The sequence below is a fragment of the Desulfurococcaceae archaeon MEX13E-LK6-19 genome (genome assembly GCA_029637525.1).
Taxonomy (GTDB): Archaea; Thermoproteota; Thermoprotei_A; order Sulfolobales; family Desulfurococcaceae; genus MEX13ELK6-19.
The window spans coordinates 1,389,936-1,406,938 of the sequence record CP072660.1 but is presented as its reverse complement, the minus strand read 5'-3'; the positions used below and the strand labels follow the sequence as shown (position 1 = coordinate 1,406,938).

The following is a 17,003-nucleotide window of genomic DNA, read 5'->3' as shown; positions in this document are numbered from 1 at the left end:
CCGAAACACTTACTCACATAACTAATCGATTAATCCAATTATATAGTTAATGCACACAGATATATCAGTCAATGGGATTTGGATACACTATTATTCCCTACTTATCTCTGTTAGTACGAATTCAACAAGTCCTATTTGGTTTCTGTAAAGATCCATTAATGAGCATCCCTTCTTCAACGATAAGGAGGAAATACAGTTCTTGTTTAGTGGACGCTTAAATGTGGGGGTTGTTTTTGTTAAAAAGTGCTATAAGGGAAAAGAATGTTGTGATTGTTATCTTCTTCTTAGAACCAGTATTATGGCTATTATGAGCGCTATTGATATCATAGCTAGCGCTATTGTTTGCGGTGATAGCTTCGAGGGTGTCGTGGTTGTCTCGGTTTCTCTGGGTGTTGTACTCGTAGTAGTTGTTGTGGTTGTTGGTGCTTGTTTTTGTATAACTATTGTGGTTGCAGTGGTGTGCCCCAGTTTGTCTACCGCATACAATGTTATGTTATGGAGTCCGGGAGCTAGTTTTCCTGCATCTAATGAGTAGCTTGTTAACCCAGTTACATTGATTGGTTCTCCGTCAATGTACAATATCAGCTTATCTAGGTTTGGCTCCACGATACTCCATTTGATCTCTAGTGTCCCCTCATAGACTATTGTACCGTTGGCTGGACTAAGTATCTCTATTATTGGAGCGGTGTTATCGACAACTATATTGTTTATCAGATGTAGTGCTTCCTCTGGATCAATTATTGTGTAGCTTGATGGCGGGGCGATTAGTGGGTAGGGGTCTATAGCATAGCTTGTGTTGTATGGCTGGTCTCCTATACCGTCCCCGTTGGAGTCTGTTCCATTATAGTCTATCCAGTAATTGCCTAGAAAACCATGGTAGAGCCCATTATTGTAGACGTAATAGAGTTCCGTAGGGCTAAACCACCTAACATCACTCTCATAAACATAGACACTATCGCCAATCCAGCACAAGAACACGACAACGCTATTCGAGTACTCTATATGTATGTCTTCACGGTTATTACCCTTAACTACAGAGTCTACTATACTCATATTCTGTAATTGCATTGTCCTTATGCCGAGCTGATTGTTTTGTATTACTGTACTCGTTATGTTGATGTTTCGTGAATGCAGTATATGTGCACCGATCATTGTGTTGTTTTGTATCGTCGTATTTTCTAGACTAATGTTTCGCGAAAAATCTATAATTACGCCATAGCTATTGTACCACATTATTGAGTATTTTATGTTGATGTTCCGCGAATACTGTATAATCGTGCCGATTTGCATATTGTTTTCTAGTGTTGCGTTGATTATGTTGATGTTTTGTGATAGATCTATTCTTATACCGTTCTCCGCATTATCATGTATTGTTATATTTGTTATTGTTATGTTGTACACCTTGTATAGCCATATTCCTGTATCTGTGTTTGATATACTATAGTTGCTTATCACAGCATTACTCACATTGTATAATAATATTTGTCCGACCGTAGGGTGCATGGTATTTAGTGGCTTACCACTTAGGTCAATGTTCTTTATGTAGACAAGTGGTTTGCCGTTGACACTAGTGTTCTTGACGACGAGAGTACTCCACGTAGCACCAAGATCCCAGAAATAATCGTCTAACACTCTTAAACCATCATTATAGAGAACAACATCAACAATAGTGACATAATGTGAGTAGCCAACAGTTAAACCATATTGAGTATTATTCTGTACAGTACACTCCACGATACTAACGTTCCGCGAATACCATATCTCTACGCCATTTCCGTTACTCTGTATTATTGAGTCTTCTATGCTAATGTTCTGTGAGTCCCATGTGAATATGCCACTTCCTGTGTTGTTTTGTATTACTAGATGTTTTATTGTTATGCTTGTTGAGTTTATTATGTATACTCCGAGGTCTCTCGTGTTTTGCCCGTCTATGATTACTGTTCCATTCCCTGTGATTGTTATGTCCTGTTTTCCTGTTATACGTACTCTCTCATAATAGATTCCTTCATTAACCACAATTATTGTCCCTGGAGTTGCAGCGTCAATAGCCTCCTGTATCGTCGAATAGTCTTGGGGTACACGAATAATGTTGTCTTGTGTATTGGTATTAGTTACTTCCGCCCCTACGGCTAGTATATGTGTTAATGAACCACATGACATTATGGTTAAAGTGAATACGATAATTAGGGCTAATACTAATCTATGGCCCATTAGGACATTTCACCTTCTGATCTATAGCCATAGTACAACACAAATATATAAGTGTTACAATGCATGATTCAAGTATATGCATACAATAGTTATGGCATGTACTGTAACATGGTATTTCCACTCTTCTTTTGCTAAGAATACATTAAATATAGGGTTCGTACAGTTATTACATTAGGTGCATAGTATTGTCTAGTACACCACCCCCGTTTATACCGCCTTTTACAAGTCGTCATTACTGGTACCCGCCTGAATCTGAGGGAACTGTTCGTGACCTAAGGGTTGAGGATAGTATAGTGGTTATCGAGACATATGAAGGTGGTGCCTATAGGTATAGGTTTAGGGGATTGAGTGTTTCTAGAATGAAGCTACCGGGCAAAGCAATAAGATACATTCTCATGCTCCCAGCAGCAGGTGTACTAGTAATACTCGCGATCATAGCCTTCTCAATGTTCACCAGCACAATATCCTTAGCATCAATGTTTATGCAGATATTTCTCATAATATTCATACTATGCTGTCTCTCAATAACACTACACATACTGGCATTGTACTTGAGTCCACGGAAAGACGTACTAGTAGTACTTGATGACACTGGGCTACGGCATTTCTTCGAGATAAAAAGAGAAGACCTCTACAGAATAAGGTCTATTATAGAAAAACTATAAACTACGGTAAACTATGCTGGGATCGTGATAACGTCTAGCTTAAGTATATGCTGTTCAAACCTTCTTTTACAGCTATTTCATGTAGTTGCTTATCGCCTGTCAAGAAATGTGATGCATTAATATATTTAGCAGAAGCTACCTGTATTGCATCTGCCTCATAGATATGATGTTTCTCTACAAGTCTCCAGCTTTCACTCAGAATTCTTATGTCCAATAGAACTATTGTCATAAGACCTAATTTTATGAGCCTCCGTGTTTCAAGTAAGAATCTCTTTCTTGCAAGCTGGTATGCTTCGTCAGTGATCCTACCAGTACTCCTAGCTTTATCGAGAACTCCTAGTACTTCGCCTATGTTCCATATATTAAATGATAGAGTTGCCTCGCCAGCATAAGCTTTTAGGTATAGCTCTCTAACGGTGCTACTCCCTGGTCCTTTAATGTATCTATTGATAACAGCACTACTATCGAGATAAACTATTGGCTCGCTCATCCCTCATAACCCTGACGAGATCACTTACAGTACCCTTCTTAGGCTCAACAGGCTCAAAGCCTATCTCATAGTTCTCATTACCCGCTAGCTCTTGCAACGTTTTGTCTAATAATTCATCAACAATATTATTCCTGATTAAGTCTTCAAGAAGACTGCTTACTTCAATACCTCTTCTTAACGCATACTTCTTAAATTTCTCCCATAAATCCTTGTCAATATAAATACTAGTCTTAACCTTAACCACCCTAACTACCTCCTCTACAGAATATACCGAATTCGGTATGTAAATTATCAGCTATGCATGCTCTGCTCAATATATCTTATACACGATCATAAAGACAATCAATAATGTTTACATTAATGAATAGTATTGTGGCAAGATTTACTAGTGTACTATGATTTTTAGTATTGTAGTCATAACTACTATGGATACTAGCCATGAAGCTATAGCTATTACCGAGGCTTTAAGAAGGTCTCTTGTCTTACGTTCTTCTCTCATCTTTGTCAACGGCTCGGTCGCTCTCCAAACAGCATTTACCGAGCCATGGAGCGATGATGGCGGTAGTATACTGTTTGTTTCAAGCAGTAGTATTGACTCCGGGATCGATAGTGTTATACATAATATAATATAAGAAAACACGCTATACCATGGGTTAACCCTGCCTATAATGGGAGACTTGGGCTTGAGTATAAGCACTATCGGGGCATGCCATAGACCCCATACTACACCAGTCACAAAGACAGCATTCCAGAAACCTAGTTTCCCCAGTAGTTTCATGAACAAGAATGATCTCCACCCTATTTCCTCACCGAAAGCAAACAATGCATTTATCGTTATACTAGCAATATACCCGAGGCCAACTATGAACAATACCGTCTTCAATTTACCACCAGTCTTGTAGAGACTACGTGTTTTCTCGAAGCCAACTATTCTAAACAATAAGCCTAACGCGATAAACAATAGCAGCGCCATATAGGTGTAGAAAGGTGCAAATAAAAAAGTGATCAAGGCTTGTCTACTCATGACTACTTGGTTCTTAACAAAGTCAATGAAACCCTCCACTCCATAGCCTGAAACATAATAGAGCAGCATTACTGATGTAAATGGCACATACATCCTCAAGAAACCATACACAGTAAGAGCAGCAGACATAGAGGGATCAGCTAAGTCAACTTCTCTTCTCTTGGCAACAAGTACATGGAAAACAACATCACATACTATTGCGAGAGAAAAACTCGCCAACACAAACAATAGTATATCATTGCCACCGATAAGCAAAGTCTTCCACCGGTATAATGAGGACTACGTGTCTCTACTAATATTCTCCTAAGGCTACCTCTAATACTCTTTTAGACACAATAAAAACGCTAAATTTCCGCTAGAACTTTGATCATAGTCTTTACTATTTCTTCTTCAACTTTCTGAGCCTTATCATCGTCTTGATAAATCCTCCACTTATCTCCATAAAGCTCATCAGTTACTACAAGAGCAATACCCAGGTCAACACCCCTATACATTGCCACGGACATGAGCGCTGTACTCTCCATGTCAACGGCTAGAACATTCATTTCACTGTACTTCCCAATCTTGTCTCTTGTCTCTCTGAATATCGCGTCAGTAGTCCATATACCGCCCGTATAAAGCCTGGTGCCAAGGGACCGAGCTGTGCATCTAAGTTCTCGCTGAAGTACTTCTACAATTTTTTCACTAGGCTTTGGCACTACATCTGGTGGATAATAATGATAGCTTGTACCCTCCTCTCTGATACCCCATGTAGGTATGACGATATCGAAGATCTTTACAGAAGGATGGATTGCCCCGCAGCCGCCGAAGACAAGAAACTTTCTCGCACCCGCGGCAATCAATAACTCCAAAGCCATAACACTAGCTGGTGCACCAAAGAATATACTGGCAACACAAATATCAACATCATTATATTTGCCTCTAACACTCTTCCTATAAGGTATTGCCAATTTAACTTCTCTAGAATCCTCCAATACTTGTTTAGCAATATCCACAGGTCTATCCCAGAATACAAGAATAAATCTTTCACATGGAGAACGGAATTTCTCCATTTCAACAAACATCTTTGGCTCAATAACAGGTTCTCCACGACCAGGAGTTATCATTATTTGAAAACCTCCTTCAATAACTCAACATTATTTCGTCTAAGGGTTCTCTACATCACTTAATACCTGGTTCTAACATTAATTACTTTCTTCACTGCATTAATTCATTTAGTGTTTACCTTAAACATAATGGTATTGATTTTTATTCTCTTAATACATGCGAGAGGTTAATGCCTATTCGCCTAATGCTTATTTTCTTGTAGCAACTATAACAACGCTTCCTATAACCCGGCTTCTCCAGAATACGTTGATGTTTTCTATTCTCATTCCAAGCTGTCTAATCTTTGAATACAATTGTTTTAATGTGTATGGTGTTTCTGGTTCTATACCTAGCTTGGTCTTAAAGAACCTTATGATGTTTAGTATCACAGAGGGTACATGTCTTAAAACAACATCTCCGATCAATAGGTTCCCGTTGGACTTGAGTACTCGTTTAAACTCATTAATGGCTTTGAGACTCGGGAGCTCGTGTATGACACCTGTAGTAAACACTATGTCTACAGACCCGTTTCTTAATGGTAGCATTGATGCATCAGCCTGAATAGCCTCTACATCCCTATGTATCTTCTTGAGTATCTTGAGGAAATACAAGTCCTTGTCTACGCCAAGTAGGAGCAGTGGACGCCCAATGTAGCTCTTGGTAATAACAAGATTCAAACCCAGACCACACCCTATATCAGCTACAACACGTGGATTCCTCCTAAGTAATTCAATATAAAGCCTGCAGACACTCTCAAGTCTCTTAGCTCTATCTTTTTCACTCAGTAGCTTCCTAACCCTCTGGACGTGCTTGTCGACATTAATATCCTTGCCTTTACGTATATCCCAGACTATACCCAACATAATGCTATTAAAGATATAGGCTTCAATACATGGCATAAGGAATCCTTCTACACCAAGTTCCCCGGCAATATTTTTGGCGTAATCCCTAACCCTCGGCGCTACGTTATCAAGGTTCTCTGTACTAGTGTTCATCCAACCACCTAGTAGTGTTGTATGTTATAACCTTGGTTAAAGTATTGTATTCAAAGAGTATTAGTGTAAAACAAGTATAAATAACCCAATACACGTAACCGTTTTGATGAGATTGCTATATAGTGGCGGAATAGATGTTCTAGTGGAAATTATATAAAAACTATTTATGTTCTCCTCCGGGCAATGAAGCAGTATTGTAATTTTGGCACTGGGCTTTCGTTACTTTAGGTACTGCCATCCCTGTACTATCAATACTAGTATTATTATGGTGAATACTATTTTGAATAGTAGTGAAATTAGCCAAATTATCGATATACCTGTCACGGGTATGAATGATAGTGCAAGATAGAACGCCATAACTATTACTGCAAGTAAGGCACCGCTTCTCTTCATGTTCCATAATAGCCAGCCGCTAACTATCTTCAGGACCCCGAATACAACCGCGATTAAACCAAGTATGCCTAAGGGGTATAGATGATATTCTGTGTGATGGGAATGTGCTGACACGGCTATTGATGTCCAGAAGAATACTGTAGCGATTCCACTGATAACAATTATTAGTCCATATATAATGAGTAATACTGCAGCAACAGCTATTACACCGGGTCTTTCGGAGGTAAACTGGCTACTCATAAATGTCACCACATTATATGTAACATTAAATATGGAAATATTAAAGAATAGCTTTGGAGCATGGATTTCCATGGTTTTCTTGGTTTAGAAGAATTGCTACTTCACGCTACCGAGTATAAGCACATCAGTTTCCCAGACAATTATACAAACTTTATAACACCAGCACGCCAGATCATGGAATTGTAGCACCAACAGAGGTAATGTTGTTTGAGTCACCAAGATTATGTCTACGACTTGGGATCCTCTTCTACCAGCAAGTACAGAGACTACGTTATAGGAATAATGTCTCTTTGGAACAGAGACTTGGAGAGACTTCTTGGAGAAAAGATAGTAGCGGCACGTAGGGAGAAACCTAGAGTTGAGAGAAAGCTTTCCGATGGACACGAGGTACTCGGGATTAGAGCCTACATTATTGGGTCGAATATACTGGTGAGAAGCCCTGGCGGCATAGAGATCCCATTGCGTATAGCTGCTAATACTGGTATGGCTGTTAAAGGAGATACAGTATATTTGTACATGAGGCTTTCCTCCTTGGGAGGGCACCCTATACCAAATCCTTGGTCACGTACATTCATTGGATTAGCTAAAACAAGTCTCGACAAACTCTATGGGAGCATGAAGCTAGAAGCAAAACCTATACTCTACCCACTATTGTCCACTGAGCGGGTGGAAGACCCTAGAGTAGACCCCGACAACATGTCTGAGTTATACCACGTTAGAGCATACAGTACCTACAAGGAGGTACATGGGGCAGACTCCTACGTGATCACATTCAGGTCAGATATAGGCAACAATGGCATGCCGAATAACATGGAGCCAGTACTATTCAGAACCCCCGATGGAAGCCTACACATAATTCGTAGCTACCGAGATACATTCCCCCTAAACAAGGAGTACATGGTTACAAGGCCATGGATAGAGGAAATGAGTGTAGGAGCGATAATGATCGGGCCTAGAGAGAAAAACATCGTCGAGGCAAGAGAACTCAGAACATACCCCGAGCTCACGCCAACGGATAGCGAGCGTAAAACAGGTGGCAACTGCACAGTCAAGATATCCAGCAATGAGTACCTGTTGTTCTTCCATAGTGTTGAAGCATACTTTGGAGGCTACTACACTTATGTAGCAATAATGGATGGTAACGGAGAACTACTTGGCATGACACCAGAGCCAATAATCTCGCCTAGAGTAAACGACTACATTGGGGCAAGACCAGCAACAGTATTTGTCTGTGGAGCACAACTAGTTGGAAACAAGATATTGTTGACAGCTGGTAAAGACGACGAGATAACGCTGGTGATGGAGGCGAGTCTGGATAGTATTATCGAGAAAATAAAGTTTATCAAAGGATAATATTGGCAGAAATCTTCTATAACACTTTACTATGTTCTTTTTGTAGTCAATATTACCTATGGGTTTTCTTGTAAACAATTATTATGACTATCAATACTACTGTAAACAGTATTGCCCATACAAGGAATGCTGAAACCAAGGCAGTTGTTCCTAAGCCGGGCTTGGTGGTGTTTGATGCTGTGTAGATGCTTTTTGTAGTGGTTGTAGTGTATTCAATAGGTGTTTCTATGAGGTCTTGTAGCGTGAAAGAGTATCCTACGCCAGCGAGTATGCATTTATCACCATATGCTTCTTTGAATAATTGTCTCGCGAGATCACCGCTACAATGAATAGGCATAACATATTCTACACCATACTCCTTGAAAGTGTTTATTATACTCTTGATCCTGTCTTCACTTGACCCCGCTAAATGGAATCCCCCGCCAACAAGAAGTATTTTTGTACCAGTAAGTTCGGCGGCTCTAGACACGATCTTGTCTACTCCAGGGTGAGCACAGCCAGTGAACACCAATGTACCACTATGTGTGATTATAATTAGTGCCTGTTCATAGACTCCGTTACCATATATCTCCCCGGTAGTCATAACACCCTTAGAGATCACAGTAGGCTCCTTGACTTCAACGATTCTTGCACCCATAGATACTATTCTGTTCTTAAAATCAACTGGGAAAGACTCTGGCAGGTACACTGTTATATTCGGATTGACTTCCAGCAGCTTAAAGAGACCACCAACGTGGTCGCCATGAATATGAGATAGTACAACGACATCAATACTACTCGGGTCCAAGCCGAGTTTCCTCATGTTCTCAAGCAATATATCGCCGTTACCTCCAGTATCAAACAACAATACAAGATCGTCTACAACAATATATAGGGAGAGACCCCAGCTAACTGCAAGCCCGCTCAAATAGGGATTGTTATCATATACAACATATACCTTAACATTATTAGCATAACCAGCATTAACAAGAAATGTTTCTCGTTGATAAAGAGGAGCTTCGTAAAGCGAGGTGATTAGTGGAGCTGTGAATAGCAAGACAAGTAGACATAAACGATATGTATTCAATACATCCTCCCGGGGCCGGAGATTCTACTGAATACTATTGTCCCAAAACCCCCTACTATACCTTTAATTCCCCCTTTTTCCTATTTGCTCTAAATCCTTGGCACAAAATAAATACAATACTTAGGAATACTTTAGTGACTCATGTTTTCAAACACTCTTTAAACTCTATATCAGGAATAGCAATAGGGCTTCTTGATTTCACGTTCTTCAATAGTTTTACTGTTATAGCACCATCACTCAATGGCTCTAAGGCTACTACTACGTCATGGAACTCTACATAGTATTGAGGTACGTTCCTCTCGTCATCTATCCTCATGTATCTTAGTGTTGTAACTCCCAGCTTCCTTAAGTACTCGATCATGTTTATGATTACTCCTTTAATAGCGTCGGATCCATAGATATGGAATAATCTCTCTGAACCAAGTACTATAGCTACATCTACTCCGCTGAGAAGACTTGGTATACAGGATTCTCCCAGAAAGTAGTGTAATTGTGTAGTACGTGGATCTATATCATGTATTTTCATTAAATTAAGTATTTTATCGCAGTCTTTGACGTATTTGCATTCCATGATTATATTCTTGAACTCACGAAGTAACTCGGGATTAAAACTCGTTACCTTGATCTTTAGTCCTCTTGATATTAGCTCTGATAATAATTGCATGAAATATCTTAGGAAATGCGATCCATGAACCCACTTTCTTTTATCAATAATTAGTACCTGGGTACCCGGCTCAATTATTTGGGAACCAAATATTTTCTCGAGAGAATAGCAATTCAATTCAATAGGTTTCCTTCTCGATGATACTTTTTTCACAAAGTCTTGCCTAATGTAGCTAAGCACCGTAATACCTTTACTGGTTATCAGAAACGGTAATGATACAACTCTTAACGCCTTACCACGGTACTTCTTGATCTTCAGTATTCTCTCTAGAAAACCTGTTTCATGGATCTTATAGTCAAGGTCAATAACTACATCTGACACAAACTCCAACATTTTTAGATCCTCGTCAGTATGACCAGAGTTCATGCTATCGGCAACAAGTACGACAAGTCCTTTGCTAAACTTACTTATGAAGTCATAGACCATTTGGACCCATGTCCTTTTCGCTTGGTACCCGCTAAGAATCTTTGTTAACGGAGTAACACTATCGATGATAACGATATCGTATTCGCTTATGGCCTCGCTAAGGATCTTCGTGATATAGTTGATCAGCTCAACATCGTTTACAAACGGGATCTTGTTAAATTTGAGAATACCCTTGGACACAAACTCATCTACATCACTAAACCCGATACGTTTGGCGATGACACTGAGTTTTGATGGTGTCTCGCCAAATACGATGTATAGTACTCTAGAATTATTCAATAAAATATTGCTATGTGCTATAGATAACGCTAAAGTGGTTTTCCCGGCCCCAGGAGCCCCCTCAATGAGGACCATGGTGCCGGGCTCAAATCTCCCAATGAGCTCGTCGAGTTCTACGCTACCTGTTGAATAAAACATGTTGGTACATCTCGTTATGTTTTGATATAGTTGTCTCCATAAGCTCTTCATATAAACTATCACGTAGTTACTAATAAGTTTTTGATATTAATGTGGTTCTAGATAATGTATATTACAATAAGGATCAAACCAATAGCTAATTTATTTACTTACCCTATAACCGTAAAGAATAGTATACATGTATGTTTGCAGTAGTACACTAGGAATAATTGTGTCTACATCAAAGCTGTTGGGGTTAAGGAGAATAAACACAATGTTCCTGGAAGGTGATTTATATGAAGAAATCCCTGTCATCCCAATTACTATACTCGTAGTAGCACTAGTATAGTACATGAAAACACGAAGTCGCTCTCGAACCAGGGCATGACGTAGTATCCAGTACGCCATCCACACTTAAAGGAGTTTTACACGTACTAGATGACGTTGTTCTCCAGAGAAATGGAGAGAACTATTCATACAAGCAGCGTTAGAGTACATTCCCGAAGGAGCATTTACCCCGCCAAGCGCTAAGGTTTCTCTACAGGGGATTCCATGAACATTTTTGGTTAAGTGTTTTGGTCTTGGTTATTGAGGAAAAAATAATTATGTTGAAGACTTGGGTTCTTCTATTTTATTAATCCAGTCGATTAGGTGCATCCTATAGTTTGGTCTGGGGACGAGTGTTCTAGCGTTCTCGGGGCACTTGTTGATACATAGGCCGCAGCCCATACACTTGTCGTTGACGAAGGCCTTGCCGTTTCTCTCCTCGATCGCGTTGAAACTACAGATCTTAATACACTCACCACAGTCATTGATCCCACGGCATTTCTCTGGGTCGACTACAGCTTTGTATGGTCCTGGCGCGATTCCTTCTCCTGTAACCAAGTATGCTCTTGTTGGGACACAGTATCGGCGGTCACAATTACATATAACGAATGTCCATTTACTACTCCTCATACAAGCATATATCTCATGGACAAGCCCGTGTTTCTCGAATTCACGGAGGAGCTTGAGTGCTTCTTCCGGTGTGATCTCACGGTATTCATCACTAATCTCCTTGTAGATCTCTGCTCCATAGAGAATAGTCATGTCAGTCATTATAGGCTCCTCGTTGACGCCGAGGGCTCTCTTGCATACACAGGGCCCAATAGCTATATGGCCTTTGCCGGTCTTGCCGATGAATTCTATCACCTTCTTCGCTGTATTATAGTCTATCACGACACCATGGGGTAGAAACCAGAGTATCTTAGCAAGACCCTTGAGCAATGCCTTGCCCACACGGTTTTCAGTGAAAAACTTTGATCTAAGCATTTTATCCAAGAGCCTTAGTATAGATGGTTCTAGACGAGCATATAGTTTATGGAGTTCACGCTGAATCTTAGACTCCTTGGCAACATGGCCGTCGGCTATAATGTGTAGTAATGTAAACAAGAGGGTATAGACTAATACCCCCTGGATAGTACTCTCCAACATGAACACCATAGAGTTCATGGAGTTACAAAACTATATTGTAGACTTGAAAGAATTTAAAAACTAGTATAATTCTTCAATAATAAGACCTTGAGAATATAGTTCGAAAACACTTATACTGTGAGAAAATAGAAAAGAAAAAATCTTGGTTTAAAATACGGAGGCTAGCCTTTCTTGACTAGTTCGCGGAGCTCCTTTATCCTCTCTTCAACGCGTTTTAGTTCTTCCTCGAGGAACTTCTTGTAGTCTTCAAGGAATGATAGTTCGTCCTCAGGTGTAGGTGGGATTGGCGGTGGAGGTGGTGGGTAGTATACTATCATTGGTGGTATTGGTGGATATGGGTATGGATATGGTGGTTGTTGCTGCTCGCTTGGTTGCTGTTGTTCTTGCTGTGGCTGTGTAGGAGGCTGGAATGGGTTGGGGATGTTGCGCCAGTATTTATGCCACCAGTAAGCCATGTTCTCACCCTAGTACCATGTGTATGGAGTGTATGGGTAGTATGGTAGTGGGGCGTATATTCTCCATAGGTACCAGCGCCAGTACCAGCCAGGCCAGCCGAACAACCACCAGCATGCTCCTCTGCCGAATAGCCAGCCGGGTCTCAGCCATGGCGGTAGGTAGCTGAATGGGCCTCTGCCAGGCCATGGGCTCCACCAGCCCCATCCTCTACCTCTCCATCCCCATCCAGGCCACCAAGGCATTACTTTTCTCACCTCCTCCTATCCTATACTTGAGTGTCTATCTTAATTATGTGCTATAGCACAAAATAAACCTTTGCACTAAACCCTACTACACCACTGAGCTATAAGAAGAGCCTAATGTTTCGGAACAATAGAGTGTAGAACACTCCTGTTAAGCTGATTTATATGATTCTATGAGTAGCCTGGTATATGGATGCTGTGGGCTCTCAATAATTTCCTTGATCGAGCCTTGTTCCACTATTCTACCCTGGTAGAGTACTATTGCTTTATCGGCTAGATACTGTGCCACAGGAAGGTCATGTGTAACAGTAAGCATGGCTGGCTTCAGCCTACTATGTATCTCGATCAGGATATTGATTATCTGTGCTTGTATAGAGACATCGAGAGCAGACGTCGGCTCGTCTAGCAACACAAGCTTGGGCTCGTGGACTAGAGCCCGTGCTATCAATACCCTCTGTTGCATACCCCCACTAAGCTGGTCGGGATACATGTCGAGAACAGACTCGTGGAGATGAACTAGGTGGAGAGCTTTCTTAACTTTCTCCAAGGCTTCATCACGTGGAACATCATTCCTCTCAAGAGGCTCCATTAGGATCTTTTTCACTTTGAGCCGTGGGTTCAGCGAACGCCCCGGGTCCTGTGGTACATAGCCTATTTGTCTTGTTATAATCTTCCTCTTCCTCCTACCGATCCTGTAGATGTCCTGGCCTAGAACCACGACACGCCCCTTGAGGGGCTTGAGGAGCCCTAGGATTATTTTTATCAGCGTAGTCTTTCCTACACCGCTTTCACCGATAACAGCTAGTCTCTCACCGGGCTCTATAGTGAAGCTTATATCATTCAAGACAAGGTTTTGCCTTGGCAACAGGCTCCAGAATCCCTTGACTACACGGTATCCAGCCGTAACCTTGTCTAGAATGAGCACCGGAGACTTCACTGTCTATCACCATGTAGCCAGCAAGAAATCCTTCTACCACGTACTTCGACTAGAGGCGGCTCCTTCTCCCAGCACACATCACGTGCATAAGGGCATCTCGGATGGAATGGGCATCCCGGCGGATAACGCCCTGGCTCCGGTGGTTCACCAAGATAAGACTCCAGTTTCTTCCACACACCAAGCACTGGGACGGCTCGTGACAACATCTGGGTGTAGGGGTGGAGCGGGTTCTTGAAGACCTCGTCTTCAATACCCTCCTCAACAATTCTCCCAGCATACATGACGGCCAGACGATCACATATCTTAGAGGCCAACACCATGTCATGAGTTATCATGATAACTGTTAGCCTGAGTTTCTCCTGGAGCTCATCAAGCAGGTTAAGGATTTGTACACGTAGATGAGCATCGAGAGCCGAAGTAGGCTCATCGGCAACAACTATACGTGCCCCCGTCGCCAAGGCCAGGGCTATGGCTGCTCTCTGCTGCATACCCCCGCTGAGCTCATGGGGGTAGCTGTCAAGCACATTATCTGGATCAAGGCCAACTAGTTTCAAAAGCTTCCTAGCCTCTTCGAGAGACTTCTTCTTGTTCAGCCCCCTAGTGCTTTTAAGCACATGGTAGAACTGGTCGTCGATCGTCATGTAAGGGTTTAGTGCTTTCCCCGGGTTCTGTGGTATAAGCGTGACTATCTTGCCACGGCTCTCCTCGTAGTAGTGTTTATCGTCTTCAACAATTGTCTTACCGAGAACCTTTATCACACCTCTTGTTACAGCGTATGGAGGCAGTATACCTACTATAGCGTTGCCTAGTGTTGATTTACCGCAACCACTTTCACCGACAATACAATAGATCTCTCCTTTATTGACCTCAAGGTTGATATTATGGACGACCCATAGTACATTCTCTTCTTCATCCATGTACCCTATACTGAGCTTCTTGGTCTCAACAGCTAGAACCATAGCCTCCACCTTCTACGCAACTTGGGGTCGAGTTCTTCTCTAAGAGAATCGCCTAGGAGACTGAACCCGAGAGCAGCCAATAAGATGAATGCTCCGGGTATAAGGCTTATCCATGGATAACTATAGATGTACCTAAAGCCGTTCTGGACGAGAACACCCCAGTCAGGATAGTCTGAAGGCAAGCCCAACCCGAGGAAATTGATCGCTGCTGCTTCAAGTAATACGCTACCACTATCAGTTATTGCTTGCACGAAAACTGGTGTAAAAGTGTTGGGCATGATGTGTCTCAACACTATTTTCCAGCTTGGGACGCCAGCGAGCTCCGCTAAGACAACATAATCCATTTCTCTTATACCACGTGCATGAACGTACGCTATTCTCGCGTACCAAGACCACCATGTTATGACGAGACTCGCTATGACAACGTATAGTCCTCTGCCAACGAGAGTGTTGAGGGCAAGCGCGATTATTATTGCCGGGAAGGCCATAAATACCTCGGTGAAGTAGTTCAGGATCTTCTCTATCACGCCACGATAGTAGGCTGCAGTCACGCCGACAACAAAGCCTATAACCAGACTGATGCTGACAACCAGTGTTATCTGTAGCAGGGCATACCCTGCTCCTATGAGTATACGAGACAACAAGTCCCTGCCGAGAATATCAGTTCCAAACGGGTGCTCAATACTCGGCGGCTGTGGACCACGGAGCTGTGTTTCAGGCTTCGCTATACCCCATCCTTCCTCAGGGTAAGGGGCTATCCATGGACCGAAGACGGCCATGAATGTTATTATCGTTGCTAGTACCAATCCTATACGGAACCCTATTCTCTTCCTCCAAGCTCTGGCCAACAGCTTCTTTATGGCGTGAGCGTGTTCTCCAAGAGTTCTTCTCCCGCTCATAGCCTCACCCTTGGGTCGATGATTGCCTGGAGTATATCGGCTAGAGTGTTGACTATGATATAGAATATGGTCACTGTCACCATCAGGCCTGTTACTAGAGTGTAGTCGCTCTTACCGATCACGCTGTAGGCTATGGTGCCTAGTCCTTCTCTACCGAAAACAACCTCGACTATCATAGCATCTATGAGGCTATACGCGAAGGCGAGACCAAGGACTTGAGTGAGACTAGGTATTGCTCCACGGAAAGCATATCTCCATATCACAGTTCTCTTTCTAACACCCCATGCCACAGCAGCACGTACATAGTCTTCACCGAGATTCTCTGCTACAAGAGCACGTGTAATCCTGATCCCTAGGCCGAATGGGTATGTCGAGACAACGAGAGCTGGCGGTATGAGCCTCAATAGTACGTCGAAGAACACGTCTAGATTTCCCTGCAGTAGTGAGTCAAGCAGGTAGAAGCCCGTGATCGGATGGAAACCCGTTGAGATCGCTAGGTACTGGTCTACTCTCCCATAGCCAGTGAAGCCTATTGTCTGAGCCAACACTACTATGAGGGCTATGCCGAGCCAGAAACTGGGGGCATTCGCGAGTATTATCGCGAGAGACTGTACTGCTTCATCGAACTTGGAGCCTCTTCTGAGTGCTGACTCAACACCCAGGATCACGCCGAGGCTCACGCCTATAAGGTAGGCCATGAACAGTAGCTCGAGTGTGGCAGTAAGTCCTCTCCATATGATCTCGGTTACAGGAACCTTGTACTCTATCGAGATGCCCATGTTACCGCTCAGTACCTGGAGGACATATTTTACAACCTGGATCGGGAGAGGCTGGTCTAGCCCGAGCTCTCTACGAGCATTCTCAATGGCTTCACTAGCTTTTTCTCCACGAGGATTACCAGCCCATATCCGGGCTGGATCACCGGGGGCGGCGAGTATTATGAGGTAAGAAAAGACAATAACACCTATTATTACCAAGACGCTCCATGCCACACGCTTGGATATGTAGTGGAGGCTCACAGGCACTTC

The 17,003-nt window shown here is 42.3% G+C and carries 19 protein-coding genes; 2 read left to right on the top strand and 17 right to left on the bottom strand.

Annotation, left to right across the window (positions count from 1 at the left end; all coding sequences use genetic code 11):
- Positions 1 to 273: 273 nt before the first annotated feature.
- On the bottom strand, positions 274 to 2,211 hold the full coding sequence (locus tag J4526_07405; GenBank protein ID WFO74889.1) for a right-handed parallel beta-helix repeat-containing protein: 1,938 nt from the start codon (positions 2,209 to 2,211) through the stop codon (positions 274 to 276).
- Between the two features lie 185 nt (positions 2,212 to 2,396).
- Between J4526_07405 and J4526_07400 the strand changes: the two genes are divergently transcribed.
- Positions 2,397 to 2,876, top strand: coding sequence for a hypothetical protein (locus J4526_07400; GenBank protein ID WFO74888.1), 480 nt, complete (start codon positions 2,397 to 2,399; stop codon positions 2,874 to 2,876).
- A 34-nt stretch (positions 2,877 to 2,910) separates the two neighbouring features.
- Here the strand turns inward: J4526_07400 and J4526_07395 are convergent, their stop codons facing one another.
- From J4526_07395 to J4526_07370, 6 genes are all read right to left on the bottom strand, one after another.
- Positions 2,911 to 3,366 carry a type II toxin-antitoxin system VapC family toxin gene (locus J4526_07395; GenBank protein ID WFO74887.1) on the bottom strand — a complete coding sequence of 152 codons (456 nt, stop codon included), beginning with the start codon at positions 3,364 to 3,366 and terminating at the stop codon, positions 2,911 to 2,913.
- On the bottom strand, positions 3,338 to 3,610 hold the full coding sequence (locus tag J4526_07390; protein WFO74886.1) for a hypothetical protein: 273 nt from the start codon (positions 3,608 to 3,610) through the stop codon (positions 3,338 to 3,340). Before J4526_07390 ends, J4526_07395 begins: the two co-directional genes overlap by 29 nt.
- Before the next feature lie 141 nt (positions 3,611 to 3,751).
- Entirely contained in the window at positions 3,752 to 4,645 is an 894-nt protein-coding gene (locus J4526_07385; protein WFO74885.1) for a CPBP family intramembrane metalloprotease, read from the bottom strand.
- 89 nt (positions 4,646 to 4,734) lie between these two features.
- Positions 4,735 to 5,496: a nucleoside phosphorylase gene (locus J4526_07380; protein WFO74884.1), complete on the bottom strand. Its 762-nt coding sequence runs from the start codon at positions 5,494 to 5,496 to the stop codon at positions 4,735 to 4,737.
- A 189-nt stretch (positions 5,497 to 5,685) separates the two neighbouring features.
- A complete protein-coding gene (locus J4526_07375; GenBank protein ID WFO74883.1) occupies positions 5,686 to 6,471 on the bottom strand; it encodes a class I SAM-dependent methyltransferase in 786 nt (261 codons plus the stop codon).
- Between the two features lie 219 nt (positions 6,472 to 6,690).
- Complete coding sequence (locus J4526_07370; GenBank protein WFO74882.1) at positions 6,691 to 7,104, bottom strand: hypothetical protein; 414 nt, start codon at positions 7,102 to 7,104, stop codon at positions 6,691 to 6,693.
- A gap of 207 nt (positions 7,105 to 7,311) precedes the next feature.
- On the opposite strand from J4526_07370, the gene J4526_07365 reads away from it, so the two are divergent.
- The gene (locus J4526_07365; GenBank protein WFO74881.1) at positions 7,312 to 8,457 is read left to right on the top strand and encodes a hypothetical protein; all 1,146 of its coding nucleotides are present in this window, start codon (positions 7,312 to 7,314) and stop codon (positions 8,455 to 8,457) included.
- Between the two features lie 52 nt (positions 8,458 to 8,509).
- On the opposite strand, the gene J4526_07360 is transcribed toward J4526_07365, so the two are convergent.
- From J4526_07360 to J4526_07315, 10 genes are all read right to left on the bottom strand, one after another.
- Positions 8,510 to 9,523 (bottom strand): MBL fold metallo-hydrolase, encoded by a 1,014-nt coding sequence (locus tag J4526_07360; protein WFO74880.1) that lies wholly within the window; start codon positions 9,521 to 9,523, stop codon positions 8,510 to 8,512.
- Between the two features lie 139 nt (positions 9,524 to 9,662).
- Entirely contained in the window at positions 9,663 to 11,030 is a 1,368-nt protein-coding gene (locus tag J4526_07355; GenBank protein WFO74879.1) for a hypothetical protein, read from the bottom strand.
- 141 nt (positions 11,031 to 11,171) lie between these two features.
- Positions 11,172 to 11,417, bottom strand: coding sequence for a hypothetical protein (locus J4526_07350; GenBank protein ID WFO74878.1), 246 nt, complete (start codon positions 11,415 to 11,417; stop codon positions 11,172 to 11,174).
- 195 nt (positions 11,418 to 11,612) lie between these two features.
- Positions 11,613 to 12,479: a 4Fe-4S binding protein gene (locus J4526_07345; protein ID WFO74877.1), complete on the bottom strand. Its 867-nt coding sequence runs from the start codon at positions 12,477 to 12,479 to the stop codon at positions 11,613 to 11,615.
- A 164-nt stretch (positions 12,480 to 12,643) separates the two neighbouring features.
- Positions 12,644 to 12,937, bottom strand: a complete 294-nt coding sequence (locus J4526_07340; GenBank protein WFO74876.1) for a DUF5320 domain-containing protein — start codon at positions 12,935 to 12,937, stop codon at positions 12,644 to 12,646.
- 9 nt (positions 12,938 to 12,946) lie between these two features.
- On the bottom strand, positions 12,947 to 13,180 hold the full coding sequence (locus J4526_07335; GenBank protein WFO74875.1) for a hypothetical protein: 234 nt from the start codon (positions 13,178 to 13,180) through the stop codon (positions 12,947 to 12,949).
- Between the two features lie 151 nt (positions 13,181 to 13,331).
- The gene (locus J4526_07330; GenBank protein WFO74874.1) at positions 13,332 to 14,117 is read right to left on the bottom strand and encodes an ABC transporter ATP-binding protein; all 786 of its coding nucleotides are present in this window, start codon (positions 14,115 to 14,117) and stop codon (positions 13,332 to 13,334) included.
- Positions 14,114 to 15,076 (bottom strand): ABC transporter ATP-binding protein, encoded by a 963-nt coding sequence (locus J4526_07325; GenBank protein WFO74873.1) that lies wholly within the window; start codon positions 15,074 to 15,076, stop codon positions 14,114 to 14,116. Before J4526_07325 ends, J4526_07330 begins: the two co-directional genes overlap by 4 nt.
- Complete coding sequence (locus J4526_07320; protein WFO74872.1) at positions 15,067 to 15,975, bottom strand: ABC transporter permease; 909 nt, start codon at positions 15,973 to 15,975, stop codon at positions 15,067 to 15,069. The genes J4526_07325 and J4526_07320 overlap by 10 nt, the downstream gene beginning before the upstream one ends.
- The gene (locus J4526_07315; protein WFO74871.1) at positions 15,972 to 17,000 is read right to left on the bottom strand and encodes an ABC transporter permease; all 1,029 of its coding nucleotides are present in this window, start codon (positions 16,998 to 17,000) and stop codon (positions 15,972 to 15,974) included. Before J4526_07315 ends, J4526_07320 begins: the two co-directional genes overlap by 4 nt.
- Between the last annotated feature and the right edge of the window lie 3 nt (positions 17,001 to 17,003).

Coding starts and splice junctions, on each gene's coding strand:
- J4526_07405 (WFO74889.1), bottom strand. CDS start 2,211: ATGGGCCATAGATTAGTATTAGCCCTAATTATCGTATTCACTTTAACC.
- J4526_07395 (WFO74887.1), bottom strand. CDS start 3,366: ATGAGCGAGCCAATAGTTTATCTCGATAGTAGTGCTGTTATCAATAGA.
- J4526_07380 (WFO74884.1), bottom strand. CDS start 5,496: ATGATAACTCCTGGTCGTGGAGAACCTGTTATTGAGCCAAAGATGTTT.
- J4526_07375 (WFO74883.1), bottom strand. CDS start 6,471: ATGAACACTAGTACAGAGAACCTTGATAACGTAGCGCCGAGGGTTAGG.
- J4526_07370 (WFO74882.1), bottom strand. CDS start 7,104: ATGAGTAGCCAGTTTACCTCCGAAAGACCCGGTGTAATAGCTGTTGCT.
- J4526_07355 (WFO74879.1), bottom strand. CDS start 11,030: ATGTTTTATTCAACAGGTAGCGTAGAACTCGACGAGCTCATTGGGAGA.
- J4526_07350 (WFO74878.1), bottom strand. CDS start 11,417: ATGGCGTACTGGATACTACGTCATGCCCTGGTTCGAGAGCGACTTCGT.
- J4526_07340 (WFO74876.1), bottom strand. CDS start 12,937: ATGGCTTACTGGTGGCATAAATACTGGCGCAACATCCCCAACCCATTC.
- J4526_07335 (WFO74875.1), bottom strand. CDS start 13,180: ATGCCTTGGTGGCCTGGATGGGGATGGAGAGGTAGAGGATGGGGCTGG.
- J4526_07325 (WFO74873.1), bottom strand. CDS start 15,076: ATGGTTCTAGCTGTTGAGACCAAGAAGCTCAGTATAGGGTACATGGAT.
- J4526_07320 (WFO74872.1), bottom strand. CDS start 15,975: ATGAGCGGGAGAAGAACTCTTGGAGAACACGCTCACGCCATAAAGAAG.